Genomic DNA, 20,571 nt, shown 5'->3' on the forward strand with positions numbered 1-20,571 from the left:
GAAAATCCTACCGTTTAGGCCGGTGTGGCGCGGATCCGCAGCCGCGGGCGGCGCCATTCTTTGCCCGTACGGACGCTCCAGGACGCGCGGGCGTGGCTATTTCGTTCCCAGCGGACAAAAATCTCTCTTCTGCGGGCACAAACATGCGGTCCGCGGCGTTGAGTACTCCGAGCCGCTCTGCGGTTCCGGGCCGAAGCCCGGTACCGCAGCAACGTGCCGGAAATACCCGTGCAGTACCGACACCGGATGGTGGGATGAGAAATATGGCGACAGACTACGACGCGCCGCGGAAGGCCGACGAGGACGCCAGCGAAGAATCAATTGAAGAACTCAAGACACGGCGGACGAACACCCAGTCCGCAGTAGTGGATGAAGACGAAGCCGAAACCGCAGACAGCTTTGAACTGCCGGGAGCAGATCTTTCGGGTGAAGAGCTGATGGTTAGGGTCCTGCCGGCCCAGCAGGACGAATTCACCTGTGCATCATGCTTCCTGGTTCGGCACAGGTCCCAGATCGCGGAGGAAAAAGACGGGCTCTACTACTGCATCGACTGCGTAGGCTGAGCGCAGTCCGGGAAGGTTACGCCGCAGCCTGAAGCGCTGCGGCCAGCTTCTCCGGATGGCGGGTGGACGTGAGCCAGTAGGGGGTGCGGTCAGCGGGATCAGTAATCTCGATCTTTACGACCGGACTGATCCAGCCCCGGATACACAGGTAAGCGGTGGCATTCAGGGCCGGGCCCCGCTGCTGGGTGGCATCCTCGCCGCGGAAGGCCTGGACTTCGCCCACCCATTTGCGCTCAATCTGGGCCCGCCCCACCTGCAGGACCTGGGGTGTTACCCGGATTACCGGTGTGGACATCAGCAGCAGGACCGTGAGCGCCACGGCCGCAACCACGGCGACGATAATGCCGGTGAGCAGACTGATGGGGATAAAGGCCAGGACGAAAGTCCCCGCGATGCCGGCGACCACCAGCCAGATCCAGAATGCCGGCAGCAGCCGCTCGGAATAAAGGACGGTCTGGGCAGGGCTTTGGGCAGCGGGGGTCGACATACTCCCAGCTTTCCACCTTTGCGCCGGGTTTTCATCTTGCGGGCCTGCCGGCCGGGACCCCGCGCGGCGGGCGGGCTGACGGGAGTTGTACGCGCTAAAGTGGTCAAGGCGCTGCCGGACACCCCCTTTGCGGGTCCGCGTGCCCCGAAAACCCGTTCCAGAAAGATCCCGGAGACAGCTGTGCAGCAAGCAGGACCCAGTGTGAAAGTCCAGCTGAAAATGCTCGACGACGGCCTCGAAGCGCCGTCCTACGCCCATCCCGGGGATGCCGGTGCGGATCTCCGTGCACGGGTCGACGTCGAACTGGCCCCCGGCGAGCGTGCCCTGGTTCCCACCGGCGTCGCCATTGCCCTTCCCTTTGGCTACGTGGCGCTTATCCACCCGCGTTCAGGGCTCGCTGCGAAGCACGGGCTCACGGTAGTTAACGCACCCGGTACCGTTGACGCGGGTTACCGGGGTGAAATCTCCGTCACACTGTTAAATACGGACAAGGCTGAACCGATCAGGCTGAAGCGCGGAGACCGAATCGCGCAGATGGTCATCCAGCGGGTTGAAACCGCAGAATTCGAGCCGGTGGCGGAGCTTTCCGATTCCGTCCGCGGCGCAGGCGGCTTTGGTTCCACCGGCGGATTCGGTACGGCGACGGCTTAGGCCGCTTTATCCCGGGTTCAACTGCCCGGAACAGACGAGGAAAGAGGATCAGGCGATGGCATTTGGACGCCGCAGGAAAGACCGGGCGGAATCCGGCTACGTGCCCGGGGCAGAGGAAGCAGACGGCGGAAGCGCCGCTGACGGCGGTCCCGAGCACGGACCCTTCGACGTCGCCGACCGTCCCTCCGAGGACGGCTACGTGGACCTCGGCGCGCTCCGCATCGCCGCGACGCAGGGACTTGCCCTCCGGCTTGAAGTCGAGGAGAAGACCAAGCGCGTTGTCGCCGTGACCCTGGACATGGACGGGTCCAGCCTCCAGCTGCAGGCCTTCGCTGCGCCGAAGTCGGAAACACTCTGGGATGAGATCCGCGGGCAGATCGTGAAGTCCGTTTCTTCCCAGGGCGGCACAGCTGATGAACTCGAGGGCAGGCTCGGGACCGAGCTGCTGGCCCGTGTGCCGGCCCAGGCCCAGGACGGGTCCAAGGGCTACCGGGTGGCACGCTTCGTGGGGGTCGACGGTCCGCGCTGGTTCCTGCGCGGTGTCTTCGGCGGCCCGGCAGCGATGAACCCGGACGCAGCCGCCCCGCTGGAAGATGTCTTCCGCAACGTTGTGGTGGTCCGCGGCGACGCCCCGCTGCCGCCACGGGACCTGCTGCAGCTGACGCTGCCGCGCGATGCCTCTCCGCTGCCGAAGCGCGGCGAGGAAGCATCGAAGCCGGAGCCGCCGCAGCGCGGACCGGAAATCACCACCATTGGCTAAGCGCATGCCGCCGGTGGCCGGAGCATCCGCCCGGCTGCGGATCGCCGATCTCCCCGAACGCGGGCGGGCACACAGCAGCGGCTACGTGGAGTCAGTCACTCTGGTGCCCGCTGATGCCGCTCCGCGCTTTACGGCCGTGCTGGGCGACCTGCAGGGCGCTTACCGGGATCCGGCTGCGGCGCAGGCGCGTCGCCGGGTCCGTCTGGTCTGGATCGGTCAGCGGCGCATCCCCGGCATCGTCGCCGGGACTCAGGTAGCGTTCGAAGGGATGGTGTGCAGTGTCGGCGGGCAGCCCACCGTCTTCAACCCCCGTTACGAAATCATTGGACGTCCGGAAGGCCAGCTATGAACACCAGCCCAGAGTCTGAAGGAAAGGGCCGTCCCGACGGCCAGCCTTCGATGAGTGAGCTGGCGGGCCAGTACGCCGCACGCTCCGGCGTCGAGCGCGGAGATGACGGACAGATTGATGTCCTGAAGTCGGTAGGGGGAGTCCGCGGACTGGCGGAGGCGATTCTTCCCGGCCTGCTGTTCACGCTGCTCTACACCATTACGTCCGGCCTGTATCTCTCGCTGGGTGCCGCCGTGGTCGCCGCAGGCGCCTTCGCCGCCGCCAACCTTGTGCAGAAGCGGCCGCTGGTGCAGTCGCTCACCGGAGTCATCGGCGTCGCCATCTGTGCAGTGTTTGCCCTGCGCAGCGGAAGCGGAACCACGTTCTTTCTGCCCGGTTTCTACCTCAACGGCGCGTACATCCTGGCGTTCATCATTTCCGTGGCGGTCAAGTGGCCAGTGGCCGGACTGCTGTTCGGGTTTATCCGCGGGGAAAACGTGTCCTGGCGCAACGAGCCAAAGCGGCTGCGGTCCTACACCCTGGCCACCTGGATCATCATCTCCGTTTTCGCGCTGCGCCTTGCCGTGCAGCTGCCGCTCTACCTTGCGGACAACGTTGCGGCCCTTGGCACCATGCGCCTGGCAATGGGAGTGCCTCTCTACGCACTGGGCCTTTGGCTGGCCTGGGTCATTTCCCGGCCGGTTGCGGTCCGCGAACCCTAGTCCTTCGGGGCCAGCAGGTCACGCAGTTCATCTTCCGCGGCGATGGTGGTGACGAAGAAGAGCTCGTCGCCGCCTTCAACCACGTCGTCGGCACTGGGCGTGATCGGAGCGTCGTCCCGCAGGATCGCCACCAGCGTTGAGTCCTGCGGCCACGGTACGGAGCCCACCCGGGCACCGACCATCGGCGAAGCGCCCGGCACGGTGAACTCCACCATCGAGGAGACACCGGTCTGCAGGGTCAGCAGGCGCACCAGGTCGCCGACCTCCACGGCCTCTTCCACCAGCGCGGTCATCAGCCGAGGAGTGTTGACGGCAACATCCACGCCCCAGGAATCGTCGAACATCCAGTCGTTCTTGGGATTGTTGACCCGTCCCACGGTCCTGGCCACGCCGAACTCGGTCTTTGCCAGCAGCGAGACGACGAGGTTCACCTTGTCATCACCGGTGGCGGAGACAACTACGTCAGCCAGATCCAGCTTTGCGTCCTTCAAGGTGGAGAGTTCGCAGGCGTCGCCGATCAGCCAGGAAGCGCCGTCGAGCTCGCTGCGCCCCTCGGTGCCCGGCTTCTCATCGATCAGCAGGACATCGTGCCCGTGGGAGAGCAGTTCCTTGGCGATCGAGGATCCAACGCTGCCTGCGCCGGCAATCACAACCTTCACGGATTCTCCTTTGCCGGCGGAGCCGAGAGCACCCGGCTGATCTCCGCGGTTCGTTCAACGTGCATCATGGCGTGCAGGACGTCGCCCTGCTGGTAACTGGTATCCGGGCGGGGGAGCACCCCTTCGCCGAAGCGGGTCAGGTAGGCAATGCGGACCCCTGCTGCGGCTTCCACCTCATGAAGGGGCCGGCCCAGCCAGGACGGATCCAGCGACAGTTCGCCCAGGATGAGCCTGCCTGAGGACTCACGGAAATCCCCGTTGATGCTCTGTTCGGGCAGGATCCGCCGCAGCACCTGGTCTGCGCTCCAGCGCACGGCTGCGACCGTAGGAATACCCAGGCGCTGGTAGATCTCGGCGCGGCCGGGATCGTAGATCCGTGCAACCACGTGCGGAACATGGAACGTCTCACGTGCCACCCGGGTGGAGAGGATGTTCGAATTGTCGCCGCTCGAAACCGCCGCGAACGCGTACGCCTCCTCGATTCCCGCCTGTTCAAGTGTGGTGCGGTCAAATCCGACGCCGGTGACGCGGCTTCCGGTGAAGGCCGGGCGCAGGCGCCGGAAAGCCTGGGGATCCTGGTCGATGACCGCCACCGAGTGTCCGGCATTGTCCAGGGTGTGCGCCAGCATGGCGCCAACCCTTCCGCACCCCATGATCACGTAATGGGCCACCGTGTCCTACCTCATGTTCAAGCGGGATTCCCCGCATACTGCCGTATCCCGCTCCGGGCCAAAGGAAAGCATAGTCCGGCAGCGGCCCGAAATCGTGGTGTGATGGTGTTTTAGCACCAACACGGAAGTTCGAACGCACAATGACCCGCGAAAACCTGCCCGAAATGAATCCGCCCCGCGAGCTTGAACTGACTGTCGGCCCTGCCGCACACGGCGGGCACTTCGTTGCCCGGCACGAAGGCCGCGTGGTGTTTGTCCGCCACGCGCTGCCCGGGGAGCGAGTGCGTGCACGGCTGACGGACGCCGGTCCAAAGGCTAAGTTCTGGCGTGCCGACACTGTGGAGGTCCTGGAAGCCTCGCCTTCGCGCGTGGCGCACTTCTGGGCGCCCGCCGATGCGCTCAAAGCCGGATCCCGCGGCCGGCTGCCCGTAGGCGGCGCCGAGTTCGGCCACATCGAGCTCGGCGAGCAGCGCCGGCTTAAGGCCGGGATCTTCGCTGAACAGCTCAAGCGGCTGGGGGGCGTTGAGCGGGAAATATCCGTAGAGGTGCCTGCGGATGAGAACCCGGACGGCCTCGGCTGGCGTACCCGGGCGAGCTTCTCCGTGGCTCCCGGCGGCCGGCTGGCGATGCACCCGCACCGGTCCGATGACCTTGTTCCGGTCCAGGAAATGCCCCTGGCCTCTGCCGCCATCAATGCCCTTAGCCTCTGGGAAGTGGATTTCACCGGTGCGGACCGCGTTGAGGTTGCAGCTCCTGCGGCTGGCGGGCCTCCGCTGGTCCTTCTCATCCCGTCAGCCGGAACCCATCCCAGGACGCTGGCGCGGATTGCATCCGAGGTGGGAGCGGCGGCTGACGCCGGTGCAGGAGAAACCGTCTCCGTGGCAGCGTGGGATCCCGAAAACCATGAACTGACCCGCCTGCGGGGACGGACGTGGGTGCGTGAGCATGCAGCCGGACACGAATACCGGGTCACCGGTGCAGGTTTCTGGCAGATCCACCGCAGTGCCCCCGAAGTCCTGACCTCGGCCGCTCTGTCCGGACTGCAGGTCCAGGAAGGCGAACGGGTTGCCGACCTCTTTGCCGGTGCAGGCCTCTTCACCGCTCCGCTGGCCGATGCCGCGGGCCCCTCAGGGCATGTGCTCTCCGTTGAGGGCTCACCCGGGACAAGCCGGGATGCTCGCAAGAACCTTTTCGCCGCCGGTCAGGTCGAAGTGGTGCAGGGCAGGGTGGACCGTGTCCTGCGGACCCGCGAAGGAGGGCTCGACGTCGTACTTCTGGATCCGCCGCGCACCGGCGCGGGCCGGACTGTAGTCGACCAGGTATCGGCTGCCGGTCCGCGTGCCATCGGGTACGTCTCCTGCGATCCCGCATCCTTCGCCCGTGACCTTGCCTGGTTCCGCGAAGCGGGCTGGGAACTGGACACCCTGCGCGTCTTCGACCTGTACCCGCACACCCATCACATGGAGTCCTTCGCCGTACTTAACCGGCCGTAGCGCGGCGCCCGCGGCTGCCGGCCAGGGACACCGCGGCGGGATGTGGCGAGCGTTATGCTTCCACCCCGGCGCGGTGATCAGGTCCGGCAGGCGCGTATCCGGCTAGGATGGGAGCAGTTGTCCGGCTCCGTGCCGTAGGGATTCCCGCTGGAACGTTTGCACGGCAGGGGGGACTAGCCAGCCCGGGAAATCACCCACCATTTCCCGGCCGGGCCCAACAGCTGTGCCGGTTAGGAAATCCTAACTAGCGTGCGGCGGATCACTGGACAAAGATAAAACGGTGGCGAGAGGAGTCCTGTTATGAGTAATGTGGACAGCTTCGGTTCCAAAGGCGTCTTGAACGTCGGCGGGAACGAGTATGAAATTTTCCGGCTGAATTCCGTCGAGGGCGCCCAGAGCCTTCCGTTCAGCCTCAAGGTTCTGCTGGAGAACCTGCTGCGCACCGAAGACGGTGCCAACATCACTGCGGACCACGTCCGTGCACTGGCCAAGTGGGATGCCAACGCAGAGCCCAGCACCGAAATCCAGTTCACGCCTGCCCGCGTGATCATGCAGGACTTCACCGGTGTTCCCTGCATCGTTGACCTGGCAACCATGCGTGAAGCCGTTGCCGACCTCGGCGGCGATCCCAAGCGCGTGAACCCGCTGGCACCGGCCGAAATGGTCATCGACCACTCCGTGCAGATCGATGCTTTCGGCAACGCCGGCGCCCTCGAGCGCAACATGGAGATCGAATACCAGCGCAACGGCGAGCGTTACCAGTTCCTGCGCTGGGGCCAGACCGCATTCGACGACTTCAAGGTTGTCCCCCCGGGAATGGGCATTGTCCACCAGGTCAACATCGAGTACCTGGCCCGTACGGTTATGACACGCGAAGTTGACGGCGTCCTGCGGGCCTACCCGGATACCTGTGTCGGTACCGACTCCCACACCACCATGGTCAACGGCCTGGGCGTGCTCGGCTGGGGCGTTGGCGGCATCGAAGCCGAAGCAGCAATGCTCGGCCAGCCTGTCTCCATGCTCATCCCGCGTGTTGTCGGCTTCAAGCTCACCGGTGAAATCCCGGCCGGCGCCACGGCCACCGACGTCGTCCTCACCATCACCGAGATGCTGCGCAAGCACGGCGTCGTCGGCAAGTTCGTTGAGTTCTACGGCGAAGGCGTAGCCTCCGTGCCGCTGGCCAACCGCGCCACCATCGGCAACATGAGCCCCGAGTTCGGTTCCACCGCCGCGATCTTCCCGATCGACGACGTGACCCTGGACTACCTGCGCCTCACCGGCCGCTCCGAGGAGAACGTAGCCCTCGTTGAGGCCTACGCCAAGGAGCAGGGCCTCTGGCACGACCCGTCCAAGGAAATCAAGTACTCCGAGTACCTCGAGCTGGACCTCTCCACTGTTGTTCCCTCGATCGCCGGCCCAAAGCGTCCGCAGGACCGCGTCGAGCTCACGAACGCCAAGCAGCAGTTCCGTGCCGACCTCAAGAACTACGTGCACGAGAGCGTTGAGGCCGAGAACGGCACCGTTGACGAGGCACTGGAAGAGACCTTCCCGGCCTCGGACGCCCCGTCCTTCGCCGAGGGCAGCACCAAGATCCAGGACAAGGAACACGACCTGGTCAAGGAATCAGACGCGCCTGCCGAGCGTTCGGTGAACAAGGTTCCCGTCACCATGCCGGACGGCCGCAGCTTCGAGCTGGACCACGGAGCCGTGACGATCGCCTCGATCACCTCCTGCACCAACACGTCCAACCCTTCAGTGATGATGGCCGCTGCCGTACTGGCACGCAACGCCGTCGAAAAGGGCCTCGTCGCCCAGCCTTGGGTCAAGACCTCGATTGCTCCGGGTTCCAAGGTAGTCACCGACTACTACGAGAAGTCCGGCCTGATCCCGTACCTGGAGAAGCTTGGCTTCTTCGTTGTCGGTTACGGCTGCGCCACCTGCATCGGCAACTCCGGTCCGCTGGAAGATGAAATCTCCACCGCGATTAACGAAGCCGACCTGGCCGTCACCGCAGTGCTCTCGGGCAACCGCAACTTCGAAGGCCGCATCAACCCGGACGTGAAGATGAACTACCTGGCTTCCCCGCCGCTGGTGGTCGCCTACGCACTGGCCGGTTCCATGGACTTCGACTTCGAGAATGACCCGCTGGGCCAGGACTCCGAAGGCAACGACATCTTCCTGAAGGACATCTGGCCGAACCCGTCCGAGGTCCAGGAGATCATCGACGCGTCCATCAGCCAGGAAATGTTCACGGATTCCTACGCCACCATCTTCGAAGGTGACGACCGCTGGAAGTCCCTGCCGACCCCCGAAGGCGCAACCTTCGAATGGGATTCGGAGTCCACGTACGTGCGGAAGCCCCCGTACTTCGAGGGCATGAAGGCACAGCCGGAGCCCGTCACGGACATCGAAGGTGCCCGTGTGCTGCTCAAGCTGGGCGATTCGGTCACCACCGACCACATCTCCCCGGCCGGTTCCTTCAAGTCGGACACCCCGGCAGGCAAGTACCTGCTGGAGCACGGCGTGGCCCGCAAGGACTTCAACTCGTACGGTTCCCGCCGAGGCAACCACGAGGTGATGATCCGCGGTACCTTCGCGAACATCCGCATCAAGAACCAGCTCCTGGACGGCGTGGAAGGCGGTTTCACCCGTGACTTCACGCAGCCCGATGCCCCGCAGAACACCGTGTACGACGCATCGGTGAACTACCAGGCCGCCGGCACTCCGCTGGTTGTCCTGGCCGGCAAGGAGTACGGTTCCGGTTCTTCCCGTGACTGGGCAGCAAAGGGCACCGCACTGTTGGGCGTCAAGGCTGTCATCGCCGAGAGCTACGAACGTATCCACCGCTCCAACCTCATTGGCATGGGCGTCCTTCCGCTGCAGTACCCGGTCGGCGTCAACGCCGAGTCCCTGGGCCTGAGCGGTACGGAAACCTTCTCCGTTGAAGGCGTCACCGAACTCAACAACGGCAACACCCCGAAGACCGTCAAGGTCACCGCGGTGCCGGAGAACGGTGAAGCCATCACCTTCGATGCTGTCCTGCGCATCGATACCCCGGGTGAGGCTGACTACTACCGCAACGGCGGCATCCTGCAGTACGTGCTTCGCCAGATTTCGGCAAAGTAGGCCTGCACAGCCGCTAAGCTCAGCGCCCCGTTTCCTTCCGGATGGAAGGAAACGGGGCGTTTTGCGTTTGGTGGAAACCCGGGGCGCGGGGCAGGCGTTAGAGTTAAAAGCTGTGACGGTGCGTTTGCCCGTTGCCTAAGACGCAAGGGAGGCGCCCTCTTGGGACTTCTGGAAACCATCCGTGATCCGCGGGACCTCAGCAAGCTGAGCAGCTCCCAGCTCTCAGCCCTGGCCGAGGAAATCCGCTCCTTCCTCATCACGAATGTCGCCCAGACCGGCGGGCATCTGGGACCAAACCTGGGCGTCGTTGAACTGACGATGGGCATTCACCGGGTATTCGACTCCCCGCGGGACAGCATTGTCTTTGACACCGGGCACCAGTCCTACGTACACAAGATCCTGACCGGCCGCCAGGAATTCTCCACGCTGCGCCAGCAGGGCGGCCTCTCCGGATACCCGTCACGGGCCGAATCAGTCCATGACATTGTTGAGAGCTCCCACGCTTCCTCCTCGCTTTCCTGGGCTGACGGAATTTCCCGTGCCCGCCAGCTGAACGGAGAAGGCGACCGCTACACGGTCGTCATGGTGGGCGACGGCGCCCTTACCGGAGGCATGGCCTGGGAAGCCCTGAACAACATCGCTGCCGACCAGCGGCGTCGTGTGGTGATCGTCGTCAACGACAACGGCCGTTCCTACGCCCCGACCATCGGCGGCGTTGCCGATTACCTCGCCTCACTGCGTCCCACCATTGATGCCGTGCGCACGCACAAGATGTACGAGAACACCATGGACTGGTGGAAGGGCCGCCTGCAGAGCGCCGGCCCGGTGGGCCGTTTTACCTACCACAGCCTGCATGCAGCCAAGAAGGGCATCAAGGACTGGTGGGCCCCGCAGGGGCTCTTCGAGGACCTGGGCATGAAGTACGTTGGGCCGATCGACGGGCACGACCTTGGTGCGGTAGAGCAGGCACTGGAGAAGGCCAAGAACTACGGCGGACCCGTGATCGTTCACGCGATCACCGAGAAGGGCCACGGCTACGCTCCGGCCCGTGCACACGTCGAAGACCAGTTCCACGCAGTTGGCGTGATCGATCCTGAAACAGGTGCGCCCGTCGCCGCCGGCGGCAAGCAGTCCTGGACCTCCGTCTTCGCCACCGAGATCGCGGACATCGCCGATGAACGCAAGGACATCGTCGGGATCACCGGCGCAATGCTCATCCCCGTGGGCCTGCACCGGTTCGCCGAACGGCATCCGGACCGGGTGTTCGACGTCGGCATTGCCGAACAGCACGCACTGACTTCTGCAGCCGGGATGGCCTACGGCGGGCTCCATCCCGTAGTCGCACTGTATGCCACCTTCCTGAACCGCGCGTTCGACCAGCTGCTGATGGACGTTGCCCTGCACAAAGCCGGGGTGACGATTGTCCTGGACCGTGCCGGAGTGACCGGGCCCGACGGCGCCAGCCACCACGGCATGTGGGACATGTCCATGCTGCAGATCGTCCCGGGGCTGCACCTTTCCGCGCCGCGGGATGCCACCCGGCTGCGCGAAGAACTGCGCGAAGCCGTGGCCATCTCCGACGCACCCAGCGTGGTGCGCTTCTCCAAGGGAACCGTGGGGCCCGACGTCGATGCCGAGGAACGCACCGAGGACGGTGTGGACATCCTGGCCCGCCGCCCCTCCGGTGACGCCAGCAACGACGTGCTGATTGTCAGTGTCGGCGCGATGGCGGAAATGGCGCTTGAGGTTGCTGACCGGCTTGGCGACCAGGGCATCAGTTCAACGGTGGTGGACCCCAGGTGGGTGTTGCCCGTGCCGCGGTCAATCGTGCGCATGGCAGCCGAGCACCGGATCGTGATCGTGATCGAGGATGGCGTGCGGGCCGGGGGAGTGGGTTCCCGGATCCGCCAGGAAATGCGGGCCGCCGGCGTGGACACCGCACTCAACGAGGTTGGCCTGCCGGTCGAGTTCCTTGACCACGGCACGCGGGCCGAAGTCCTGGAGCGGGTGGGCCTCACAGCCCGCCAGGTAGCCAACGACGTCGTAGCGCAGGTGCTGGGAACCAAGGTTCCCTTCGCCCGTCCGCTGCCCGGGCAGCAGGCGCCCACAGGACAGATACCCAAGATCAAGTAAGCCCCGCAGGCCCGGCGGGGCAAAGGAAAGCAGGTGGCTTTTATGCCGAACAACCTCCCTCCTCTCGCCGTCACCGGAGCCACCGGTGCACTTGGCGGTATGGTCGCACGTCTGCTGGGTGACGCCGGTATCCCGGTCCGCCTGCTGGCACGGCATACGGCGCGGATCCCGCAGCAGCCGGATACCCCAACATTCGCAGTCTCCTATGCGGACAGGGAGCATGCCGAACGTGCGCTGCGCGGAACGCAGACCCTGTTTATGGTGTCCGCGGCGGAGAACCCGTACCGGGCACAGGACCAGCGCACGTTCGTGGATGCCGCCGTCGACGCCGGGGTGGAGCACATTGTCTACACGTCCTTTATGGGCGCTGCGGAGAACGACGTCTTCACCCTGGGCCGGGACCACTGGGACACCGAGCAGTACATCAAGGAGCGCGGCCTGGCGTACACGTTCCTGCGCGACGCCTTCTACCAGGACATCCTGCCGTCCTTCGTCGGGCGCGACGGCGTCATCAGCGGCCCCGCCGCTGACGGGAGGTTCGCGCCCGTGGCGCGAACCGACGTCGCGCGGGCGGCTGCCCGGATCCTGGCCGATCCCGTGCCGCATGCCCACCGGACCTACACGCTGACCGGGCCCCAGTCCCTGTCCATGGCGGAGGTAGCCGAGATCCTCTCGCGCGTGACAGGGGAGCGCATCACTTACTACGCCGAGTCCCTGGACGAAGCCGTTGAATCACGCCTCGCGGCGGGGGCCACGCAGTGGCAGGCCGTTGCCTGGGCGACCAGCTACGCAGCCATCGCCACCGGGGAGATGGACCGGGTCAGTGATGACGTCGCGGAACTCACCGGTGTGGCGCCGGAGAGCTTTGAGGATTACCTGCGCAGCGAAGGGAAGAGTTCACCTTAGCGGCTCTTCCCACCCGCAGGCGGCGTGGCTAGTGTCAACAGTATGGAACAGGCACAATCCGGTCCCGTCGAGGACTTTCTGCAGGAATGCACCATCACCGGCCTCAGCGAGAGCGAAGCCACCCCCGCGGCGGACCTGTACGGGATGTACATCATCTGGTGTGAGCAGGGCCAGCTGGACCCCGTGTCCTCGAACTCGTTTTCACGCCGGCTGCGGCAGAGTGGTAACTATCCCCGCCGCCGCAACCACGAGAGCATTTATCCCGGGATGCTTCCCACGGGGCCAATTCCAATCCAGTACATCCTGGAAACGGATAAGCCTCCCAGCCCGAACGGTCCCATGAGCACCTTCGGCTCCTAGTCTGTCGCGGCCCCGGCTGCGCGGCGGCAATTGATAGCGTGGCAGGATGACCACCTACAACAGACTTGGCAATTCCGGGCTGACCGTTTCCTCCGTCGGCCTGGGCTGTAACAACCTCGGCCGAACGGGTACCGTCACCGAATCCCAGGAGGGGACAGACGCCGTCGTCCATGCCGCGATCGACGCCGGCATCACCCTCTTTGATACTGCCGACACCTACGGTGCCGAACCCGGCCTGAGCGAAACCCGGCTGGGCAAGGCCCTCGGATCCCGCCGCGGAGACATTGTCCTGGCCACGAAGTTCGGCATGGACATGCACGGCGCCAACGGACCCGACTTCGGCGCCCGCGGCTCCCGCAAGTACATCGTGACCGCCGTGGAAGCCTCCCTTCGCCGCCTGGGCACGGACTGGATCGACCTCTACCAGTTCCACACCCCGGACCCGCTGACCCCGATCGATGAGACTCTGGCGGCGCTGGACGACCTCGTCACCAGCGGCAAGGTCCGCTACATTGGCCACTCCAACCGCACCGGCTGGCAGATCGCCGAAGCTGAGTTCACCGCCCGCATGAAGGGCAGCACCCGCTTCATCTCGGCGCAGAACCACTACAACCTGCTGGACCGCCGTGCCGAACTGGAAGTCACTCCCGCCGCCGAAGCCTACGGGCTCGGGGTGCTGCCGTACTTCCCGCTGGCCAACGGCCTGCTCACCGGCAAGTACAGTTCCGGTCAGGCACCCGAGGGAAGCCGGCTGACGCACTCGCGCACCAACCTGCTGCAGAACGCCGACTTTGACCAGCTCCGTGAGTTCGGTGAGTTCGCGCGGGAACGTGGCCTGACCGAGGTGCAGGTGGCGTTCTCCTGGCTGGCCTCCCGGCCCTCGGTTTCTTCCGTCATTGCCGGAGCCACCAAACCGGAGCAGGTGCAGCAGAACGCCGAAGCAGCCTCGTGGGTGCCATCGGAGAAGGACCTTGAGGAACTGGACCGGATCTTCCCGCAGGTCCCGAAGGTTGCTCTGTTCTAGGCGTTCCTGGGCGTCACTCTCGGTGCCGCCCTGGGCGGCCGGAGAGCCCGGGACGGCGGCAACGAAACTCCTTTGCTCGCAGAGCTCGCACGGAGTATTAGAGCCGCCTTCCCCCGGGCCCTCCGGCCTGCGCTGTCCGTGGCCTTCGCGCTCGAAACCCCGTGCCCTCCGGCGCCTCACGAAGGTTTGGTTGCGATCCCGTCCAGCCACAGCGTGTCGGATTCGTCCTGGTGCGGCCCGGAGGTCCCCACATGCCTGGCATCGATCGAGGGGCCGTTCCGGATCACGTGCACCAGCGCCATCCCGTGGCCGCGGCCGAGTCCGTAATCGGTCTTCAGCCATTCAAGGATTTCACCGGCTTTAACGTCAGGCCCGTCGAAACCCTTTGCCCGGGCTTCGTCCGCGAGCTGGCGGGGAGTTCGCCCCGTCTTTTTCTCGATAGTGTCCAGGTACGCCTGAAATGACATTGTGTTCCCCTCACGGTGGACGGAAGATGGTCGGGCTATTCTAGATCGTTGACGTCACTGGTTGCCGAACAGCTGCGCTGACAGGCGTCCACGCAGTGTTCCGGCTCCGGGCCCGGATAGCTCATCGTCCCGGACCGGCCGTCCGGAGACCGCGAGCAGCAGCGCGATGGAGGACCCGCGGACCTCGGCGCCGCCGCCGTGCCGGAAACGGCCGTCGGCAGCCGCCAGCCGCAGGCCGTCCACCAGTTCCCGGCCGCCGCCGATACTCACGGAAGCCGCCGCCTGGTGGGCCAGGGCTACGGCGACAGCATCCAAGGGGTACCCGCGGACAATCCCCAGCGGCCGGCGGATGTCCTCACCATGGACCACTGCTTCAACCAGTCGGGTGGCGCGGGGCGCCGGGGGGCCGCTGGTCCGGTGCTGAACCGAGCGAAACGCCTCCAGGGTTTCAGCGGGGCTGCTTCCGCGGTGCTTTCGGACGCCGTCGGCATTGCTGCGGTCAAAGTCGAAGCGGGCCCTCACCATGCCGCGCAGGAAACCCAGCCGGGTGGTCAGCGCAGTGTCCACCAGATGGGCGAGGACGTCGTGGACACTCCAGCCGGGACACAGCGACGGCGTCTGCCAGACATCGTCCGGAAGGTCCTCCAGATCCGCAATCAGTGCGCGTCGTTCCTCGTGCACTGCCGGCCAGACGGAAGAGCTGCTTCGGGATCTCATGCCCGGTACTCAACCAGCGCGGGCGGAGGTTGTACAGACTACTGCCGGTCCAGTGTTTCCTCGATGCGAGCCAGCAGTCCGGCGAGAGCCTTCCGCTCCTCGGAGCTGAGGCCCGCCAGGATGCTCTCCTCAGTCGCCAGATGATCCGGCAGCGCCCGCTCAACCAGCGCAAGGCCGTCAGCTGTGAGCGCCACCTTCTTTCCCCGCCCGTCCGAGGAGTTTTTGGTACGGGACACCAAACCCCGTTCCTCCAGCCGGTTCAGCCGCTGCGCGATGGCGGCTGAGGTGACCATGGTGCTGGCCGTCAGCTCTGACGGGCTCAGGGTGTACGGAGCGCCGGACCGGCGCAGGGTCGCCAGGACATCAAAAGCAGCGGCGTCAAGACCATGCCTCGCGAAGGTTGCCGCCAGCCGGGTATCCACCTTCCGGGACACCCGGGAGATCCGCCCGATGACAGCCATGGGGGAGGCATCAAGATCCGGCCGTTCCGTTGTCCACTGAGCCAGGATCTGCTCTATCTGGTCCTTCATAGATTCCAACCTATCCGTTTGTGCGCTGATCACGCCGTTGGTGAAACCCAGCCCGATTCACTGATTGGGAAGCAGGCTGCCTGTTAGCGTCGATGGGTGAGCACTAAACCCGTATCTGCTGCCCAGTCCGCTCCCAGCTCCTCGTCCGACCCCGAGGGCAACGGCATGGTCCGTGTCCGCGGCGCCCAGGAAAACAACCTGCGCAGCGTAGACGTCGACATTCCCCGCGACGCGATCGTTGCGTTCACGGGAATCTCCGGCTCAGGCAAGTCGTCCCTGGCGTTCGGAACCATCTACGCCGAGGCACAGAAGCGGTACTTCGAATCGGTTGCGCCGTATGCGCGGCGTCTGATCTCCCAGGGCCACAATCCCAAGGTGGAGGCCATCACGGGCCTGCCCCCCGCCGTCGCGCTCCAACAGCGCCGAGGCACGGCCAGTTCGCGGTCGACGGTTGGCACGCTCACCACGCTTTCAAACTCGATGCGGATGCTCTTCTCCCGCGGCGGCACCTATCCGGCCGACGCCGAGCCCGGCAGCCTGGATTCGGATGCCTTCTCACCCAACACGGCTGCCGGCGCGTGCCGCGAGTGCTCCGGCCTGGGCGTCGCCCACACCGTCACCGAGGAGTCCCTGGTCCCTGATCCGTCCCTGACTATCCGTGAAGGGGCCATTGCTGCCTGGCCCGGTGCCTGGCAGGGCAAGAACCTGCGGGACATCCTGATCCACCTCGGTTACGACGTCGATGTGCCCTGGCGGAAGCTGCCGAAGAAGGACCGTGACTGGATCCTCTTCACCGAGGAACAGCCCGTGGTCACCATCACTCCGCAGCGCGACCGCGTAGCCAAACCGTACAAGGGCCGCTTCTGGAGCGCCCGCAGCTACGTGCTGCACACCCTGGCCGATTCGGGCAGCGCGAAGATGCGCGAGCGGGTCCTGGAATACATGGTGTCCGGTCCCTGCCCGGTCTGTGGAGGAGCAGGCCTGCGCCCTGAGGCACTGGCCGTCACCTTCGCCGGCCGCAACATCGCCGAGCTCAACGGAGCAACCCTCGGCGAGCTGGCCGAGATCATCCGGCCGACGGCGGAACTCAAGGCTGCGGGCACTGCCTCCCGGTCTGCGGCATCCAACGAGGACACCGAGGTTGCCGTCACCATCACCCGTGACCTGCTATCCCGGCTGGAGATCCTGATCTCCCTGGGCCTGGGCTACCTCAGCCTGTCCCGCGCGACCCCGACGCTCTCGCCAGGGGAGATGCAGCGGCTGCGCATCGCCACGCAGCTGCGCTCGGGCCTGTTCGGCGTCGTTTACGTCCTGGATGAGCCGTCAGCGGGTCTGCACCCGGCGGATGCCGAACCGCTGCTGGCCGTTCTGCAGGAGCTCAAGGACGCCGGGAACTCAGTGTTCGTCGTCGAGCACAACATGGACGTGGTCCGCAGCGCCGAGTGGATCGTCGACGTCGGTCCGCAGGCCGGCGACGGCGGCGGCACCGTGCTCTACAGCGGCCCGGTGGCAGGACTCGCAGACGTACCGGACAGCGCCACCCGGCCGTTCCTCTTCGGGGAAGCCGCGGATACGGTTCCCGCCCGGCGCCGGGCCGAGCGGTGGCTGTCGCTGAAGGGCATTTCGCGGCACAACCTGCGGGAGCTCGACGCCGATATTCCGCTCGGCGTGCTCACCGCCGTCACCGGCGTATCCGGATCCGGTAAATCGACCCTGGTCAGCCAGGTCCTCGCCGAAGCCGTAGGCACTCAGGTCAACGGCGCGCCGCCGGAAGCTGAGGACGACGACGAAGCCCGGGACGCCACTGACGACCCCGGCGTCCAGGTGCGGCGCATTCAAGGACTCGAGCAGCTGGACCGGCTGGTCCGGGTGGACCAGCGGCCTATCGGCCGGACACCGCGCTCGAACCTGGCCACCTACACCGGCCTGTTCGACAATGTTCGCAGGCTCTACGCAGGTACGGACGAAGCGCGCGCCCGCGGCTACAACGCCGGACGGTTCTCCTTCAACGTTGCCGGCGGCCGATGCGAAACCTGCCAGGGCGAGGGATTCCTCGCCGTCGAACTGCTGTTCCTGCCCGGCACCTACGGTCCCTGCCCGGACTGCCACGGTGTCCGGTACAACGAGGAGACGCTGGAGGTCACCTACCGCGGCAAGTCGATCGCAGATGTCCTGGGCATGCGGGTGGAGACTGCGGCGGAGTTCCTCGCCGATGTTCCGGCCGCAGCCCGCAGTCTGCGGACCCTGCTCGACGTCGGCCTTGGTTACCTGCGGCTGGGCCAGCCGGCAACGGAACTGTCCGGCGGTGAGGCGCAGCGCATCAAGCTGGCCACCGAACTGCAGCGCGCCCGCCGCGGGCACACCCTCTACCTACTGGACGAGCCGACCACAGGTCTGCACCCGCAGGACGTGCAACTGCTGCTGGCCCAGCTGAACCGGCTGGTGGACGCGGGAAACACCGTGGTGGTGGTGGAGCACTCGATGAATGTGGTGTCCTCTGCTGACTGGGTGATCGATATGGGACCGGCGGGCGGCGACGACGGCGGCCGGATCATCTGTGCCGGGACCGCCGAGGAGGTGGCTGCCTGCGAAGCGTCGCGGACCGCACCGTACCTGGCTGGTGCGCTGAAGCGGCTCTGATGGGGCGGCCGAAACCGACCTGATGTCCCTGCCTGCCTTCACGGGTCCGGGGCGCTGTTCCGTTCAAGTTGTGGGCCATCTGCGGGAATGGCCGCCTCGTGCTGAAGCACTCCAGCGAGTGCCCGGATTCCGCGGATGATTTGGTGCTCGTTGAGGTTGCCGAATCCGAGCACGAGGGCCGGCGGGAGCGGAGGCGGATGGGGTTGTGTGGCCAGGGGCGTGAACCGGTAGCTGCCCAGACCGTTGACCCGGACGCCTATGACTGCCGCGGCCGATACGACGGCGAGTTCGGATACGCCGTCGGGCAGGCCCAGCATGGCGTGGCAGCCCGCAGCCACTCCGCGCAAGCGCCCTCTGCCGAACGCCCGTTCCGCCTCGGCCGTCAGGACGTCCCTGCGCGCACGGTAGTTCTCCCTCATACGCCGCAGATGACGGTCAAATCGCCCAGTCTCCATGAGCAGCGCGAGGGCCTCCTGGTCCAGACCAGGTGCTTCGCGACTGCTGAGTCGCTTCTCCTCGACGATTCCAGACACGAATCGCTGCGGTGCGAGCACCCAACCAAGTCTGATTGCGGGGGCGAGTGTCTTACTCACCGATCCCAGTGCGACCACGCGATGCGGGTTGAGTCCCTGTAGGGAGCCGACGGGCTGACGGTCGTAGCGGAATTCAGCGTCATAGTCGTCTTCGAGGATCACCCCGTCGACGTCGTCTGCCCAGGCGCTCAGCTCGCGCCGCCGTGAGGGTCCGAGCGCGACACCGGTCGGGCATTGATGGGCTGGTGTCACCAGAACAGCCCGCGCCCCAGTTCGTCGCAGGTGGCCCACATCGATGCCGTCCTCGTCGACCGGAACCGGTACCGCATCCAAGCCTGCCCGCCGGGCGATGACGTCATGCTCGCGCGGGCCGGGATCCTCGAGCGCGATCCGCTGGACGCCCTGCCGTACCAGGGTTGCGAGGACAAAGGTAAGCCCCTGGCGAAACCCGGAGACAATAACCGCGTCTTCAGCGACAGCGCAACCTGCCCGGACACGACGATGGTATGCGGTGACGACCTCCCTTAGGTGTCTGGAACCGGCCGGGATGGCATCACCCAACTCCGCTTTCGGAAGCGTCCTGGTCGCCTCCGACACGGCCCAACTCCAATCAGTGAGGGGCACCGAACCGAGATCGGGAATGCCGTATCCAAAGTCGATTTCGGCCGCCCGGGGTGCACTCGACGCGGTCGGGATGATGGCTGAGGTCGGCTGGCGGAGAGGTCCGCCGTCAATAGCAGCGACTCGCGTTCCAGAGCCGACAGCCGCCACGAGGTATCCTTCAGCCACCAGCTGCCCGAACGCGTCTACGACCGTCCCCCGTGAGACTCCGAGCAGTTCCGCGAGGCGCCGCGACGATGGTATTCGTTCGCCGGCGGCAAGCCGTCTTTCACGGATGGCCGCACGCAGCTGGTCCTGGATCTGCTCCCCGATCGGAGCAACACCATTCTGCAGCATTACCAAGAGGTCGGGCCCTCCACTGGCCCAGTCGACAGCCATGCGTTCACCATACCCAAATGGTCCACTCAAGGGGTCGGCAAATGGTCCTTCACGTTGCACAGAGGGTTTTTTAGTTTTGGGGTGTGAACATCGCACCCCGGATCAAAGTCCGGAAAGGATAGGAATCATGAACGGATCAATCAAAATCACGCCCCTTCTTGTCGGCGATTTGACCGCCGAGGGCTATCCGATGCCCGTCTATGTGCACCTCATCGAACATCCCGAGGCTACGATTCTCGTTGACAGCGGCTTCACCGAGATCCATCCCGCAGCCGCCTCCCTCGACCCGCAACCTCATCCGCTCAACGAGCATGCATTCGATCTCGATAGCGTAGACATCGTCGTAAATACCCATTTGCACTTCGACCACTGCGGCGGGAATCACCTCTTCCCCGGCATTCCGATCTACGTCCAGCGTCAGGAACTCGACGACGCCCGTACCGAGGACGGTTACACGATCCGAGAATGGGTTGACCCGCCCGGCACGCATTATGTGCCCGTGGACGGAGAACTCGAACTGCTTCCGAGAGTCCGCCTCCTCCCGGCCCCAGGGCACACCCGCGGTTCTCAGATCGTCGTCGTAGAGTCGGGGGAGCGGCCGACGATCATCGCCGGCGACACCGCCGTCTGGTTCGGGGAACTGGACAACCCCGTGACCGAAGGGCAGCTCCTGATCCGTGCCCTGCAGCCCGAGCACGTCTGGATCACTCACGAGCACACTCCCTGGGCCGCTGCCCCGCTTCACGAAAACACTGACAAGCTTCATCCGGAACGGTGAGACCGGGACGGAGTGAAGCAGTGT

20 protein-coding genes are annotated in these 20,571 nt (G+C 65.4%); 13 read left to right on the top strand and 7 right to left on the bottom strand.

Annotated features, from left to right (window positions below; genetic code table 11):
- Window positions 1–263: 263 nt before the first annotated feature.
- On the top strand, window positions 264–563 hold the full coding sequence (locus FYJ28_RS00570; protein WP_055241657.1) for a DUF4193 domain-containing protein: 300 nt from the start codon (window positions 264–266) through the stop codon (window positions 561–563).
- Window positions 564–579: 16 nt separating this feature from the next.
- Here the strand turns inward: FYJ28_RS00570 and FYJ28_RS00575 are convergent, their stop codons facing one another.
- A complete protein-coding gene (locus FYJ28_RS00575) occupies window positions 580–1,050 on the bottom strand; it encodes a DUF3093 domain-containing protein (protein WP_055241655.1) in 471 nt (156 codons plus the stop codon).
- A gap of 165 nt (window positions 1,051–1,215) precedes the next feature.
- On the opposite strand from FYJ28_RS00575, the gene dut reads away from it, so the two are divergent.
- Genes dut through FYJ28_RS00595 form a run of 4 tightly spaced genes read left to right on the top strand, consistent with a single transcriptional unit; the run spans window position 1,216 to window position 3,511 of the window.
- Entirely contained in the window at window positions 1,216–1,701 is a 486-nt protein-coding gene (gene dut, locus FYJ28_RS00580) for a dUTP diphosphatase (protein ID WP_235472114.1), read from the top strand.
- 55 nt (window positions 1,702–1,756) lie between these two features.
- Complete coding sequence (locus FYJ28_RS00585) at window positions 1,757–2,461, top strand: DUF3710 domain-containing protein (protein WP_055241652.1); 705 nt, start codon at window positions 1,757–1,759, stop codon at window positions 2,459–2,461.
- The gene (locus tag FYJ28_RS00590; RefSeq protein ID WP_229780067.1) at window positions 2,454–2,810 is read left to right on the top strand and encodes a hypothetical protein; all 357 of its coding nucleotides are present in this window, start codon (window positions 2,454–2,456) and stop codon (window positions 2,808–2,810) included. The genes FYJ28_RS00585 and FYJ28_RS00590 overlap by 8 nt, the downstream gene beginning before the upstream one ends.
- Window positions 2,807–3,511, top strand: a complete 705-nt coding sequence (locus tag FYJ28_RS00595; protein ID WP_055241648.1) for a DUF3159 domain-containing protein — start codon at window positions 2,807–2,809, stop codon at window positions 3,509–3,511. The genes FYJ28_RS00590 and FYJ28_RS00595 overlap by 4 nt, the downstream gene beginning before the upstream one ends.
- Here the strand turns inward: FYJ28_RS00595 and FYJ28_RS00600 are convergent.
- Window positions 3,508–4,170 carry a potassium channel family protein gene (locus FYJ28_RS00600; protein WP_055241646.1) on the bottom strand — a complete coding sequence of 221 codons (663 nt, stop codon included), beginning with the start codon at window positions 4,168–4,170 and terminating at the stop codon, window positions 3,508–3,510. The genes FYJ28_RS00595 and FYJ28_RS00600 overlap by 4 nt on opposite strands.
- On the bottom strand, window positions 4,167–4,841 hold the full coding sequence (locus FYJ28_RS00605) for a potassium channel family protein (RefSeq protein WP_055241643.1): 675 nt from the start codon (window positions 4,839–4,841) through the stop codon (window positions 4,167–4,169). Before FYJ28_RS00605 ends, FYJ28_RS00600 begins: the two co-directional genes overlap by 4 nt.
- A 140-nt stretch (window positions 4,842–4,981) precedes the next feature.
- Between FYJ28_RS00605 and FYJ28_RS00610 the strand changes: the two genes are divergently transcribed.
- The 6 genes from FYJ28_RS00610 to FYJ28_RS00635 all read left to right on the top strand — a co-directional run bounded on the left by FYJ28_RS00610 (window position 4,982) and on the right by FYJ28_RS00635 (window position 13,883).
- Window positions 4,982–6,334 carry a class I SAM-dependent RNA methyltransferase gene (locus FYJ28_RS00610; protein ID WP_154577928.1) on the top strand — a complete coding sequence of 451 codons (1,353 nt, stop codon included), beginning with the start codon at window positions 4,982–4,984 and terminating at the stop codon, window positions 6,332–6,334.
- Window positions 6,335–6,634: 300 nt separating this feature from the next.
- Window positions 6,635–9,460, top strand: a complete 2,826-nt coding sequence (gene acnA / locus FYJ28_RS00615) for an aconitate hydratase AcnA (RefSeq protein ID WP_154577929.1) — start codon at window positions 6,635–6,637, stop codon at window positions 9,458–9,460.
- 159 nt (window positions 9,461–9,619) lie between these two features.
- The gene (dxs, locus tag FYJ28_RS00620; RefSeq protein ID WP_154577930.1) at window positions 9,620–11,593 is read left to right on the top strand and encodes a 1-deoxy-D-xylulose-5-phosphate synthase; all 1,974 of its coding nucleotides are present in this window, start codon (window positions 9,620–9,622) and stop codon (window positions 11,591–11,593) included.
- A 42-nt stretch (window positions 11,594–11,635) separates the two neighbouring features.
- Window positions 11,636–12,499, top strand: coding sequence for an SDR family oxidoreductase (locus tag FYJ28_RS00625; protein ID WP_154577931.1), 864 nt, complete (start codon window positions 11,636–11,638; stop codon window positions 12,497–12,499).
- 42 nt (window positions 12,500–12,541) lie between these two features.
- The gene (locus tag FYJ28_RS00630; RefSeq protein WP_154577932.1) at window positions 12,542–12,859 is read left to right on the top strand and encodes a primase-like DNA-binding domain-containing protein; all 318 of its coding nucleotides are present in this window, start codon (window positions 12,542–12,544) and stop codon (window positions 12,857–12,859) included.
- Window positions 12,860–12,905: 46 nt separating this feature from the next.
- Window positions 12,906–13,883, top strand: coding sequence for an aldo/keto reductase (locus tag FYJ28_RS00635; RefSeq protein WP_154577933.1), 978 nt, complete (start codon window positions 12,906–12,908; stop codon window positions 13,881–13,883).
- 176 nt (window positions 13,884–14,059) lie between these two features.
- On the opposite strand, the gene FYJ28_RS00640 is transcribed toward FYJ28_RS00635, so the two are convergent.
- Genes FYJ28_RS00640 through FYJ28_RS00650 form a run of 3 tightly spaced genes read right to left on the bottom strand, consistent with a single transcriptional unit; the run spans window position 14,060 to window position 15,597 of the window.
- Window positions 14,060–14,350 carry a DUF4287 domain-containing protein gene (locus tag FYJ28_RS00640; RefSeq protein ID WP_154577934.1) on the bottom strand — a complete coding sequence of 97 codons (291 nt, stop codon included), beginning with the start codon at window positions 14,348–14,350 and terminating at the stop codon, window positions 14,060–14,062.
- Window positions 14,351–14,404: 54 nt separating this feature from the next.
- Window positions 14,405–15,067 carry a maleylpyruvate isomerase family mycothiol-dependent enzyme gene (locus FYJ28_RS00645; protein ID WP_154577935.1) on the bottom strand — a complete coding sequence of 221 codons (663 nt, stop codon included), beginning with the start codon at window positions 15,065–15,067 and terminating at the stop codon, window positions 14,405–14,407.
- A gap of 38 nt (window positions 15,068–15,105) precedes the next feature.
- Window positions 15,106–15,597 (bottom strand): MarR family winged helix-turn-helix transcriptional regulator, encoded by a 492-nt coding sequence (locus FYJ28_RS00650; RefSeq protein WP_154577936.1) that lies wholly within the window; start codon window positions 15,595–15,597, stop codon window positions 15,106–15,108.
- A 165-nt stretch (window positions 15,598–15,762) separates the two neighbouring features.
- Between FYJ28_RS00650 and uvrA the strand changes: the two genes are divergently transcribed.
- On the top strand, window positions 15,763–18,237 hold the full coding sequence (gene uvrA, locus FYJ28_RS00655; protein ID WP_154578175.1) for an excinuclease ABC subunit UvrA: 2,475 nt from the start codon (window positions 15,763–15,765) through the stop codon (window positions 18,235–18,237).
- A 38-nt stretch (window positions 18,238–18,275) separates the two neighbouring features.
- Here the strand turns inward: uvrA and pdxR are convergent, their stop codons facing one another.
- Complete coding sequence (gene pdxR / locus FYJ28_RS00660; RefSeq protein WP_154577937.1) at window positions 18,276–19,769, bottom strand: MocR-like pyridoxine biosynthesis transcription factor PdxR; 1,494 nt, start codon at window positions 19,767–19,769, stop codon at window positions 18,276–18,278.
- A gap of 127 nt (window positions 19,770–19,896) precedes the next feature.
- Here pdxR and FYJ28_RS00665 point away from each other — a divergent pair, with 127 nt between their 5' ends.
- On the top strand, window positions 19,897–20,547 hold the full coding sequence (locus FYJ28_RS00665; protein ID WP_154577938.1) for an MBL fold metallo-hydrolase: 651 nt from the start codon (window positions 19,897–19,899) through the stop codon (window positions 20,545–20,547).
- Window positions 20,548–20,571: the final 24 nt, after the last annotated feature.

The sequence above is a fragment of the Arthrobacter sp. BL-252-APC-1A genome, assembly GCF_009696625.1.
Lineage (GTDB): Bacteria > Actinomycetota > Actinomycetes > Actinomycetales > Micrococcaceae > Arthrobacter_B.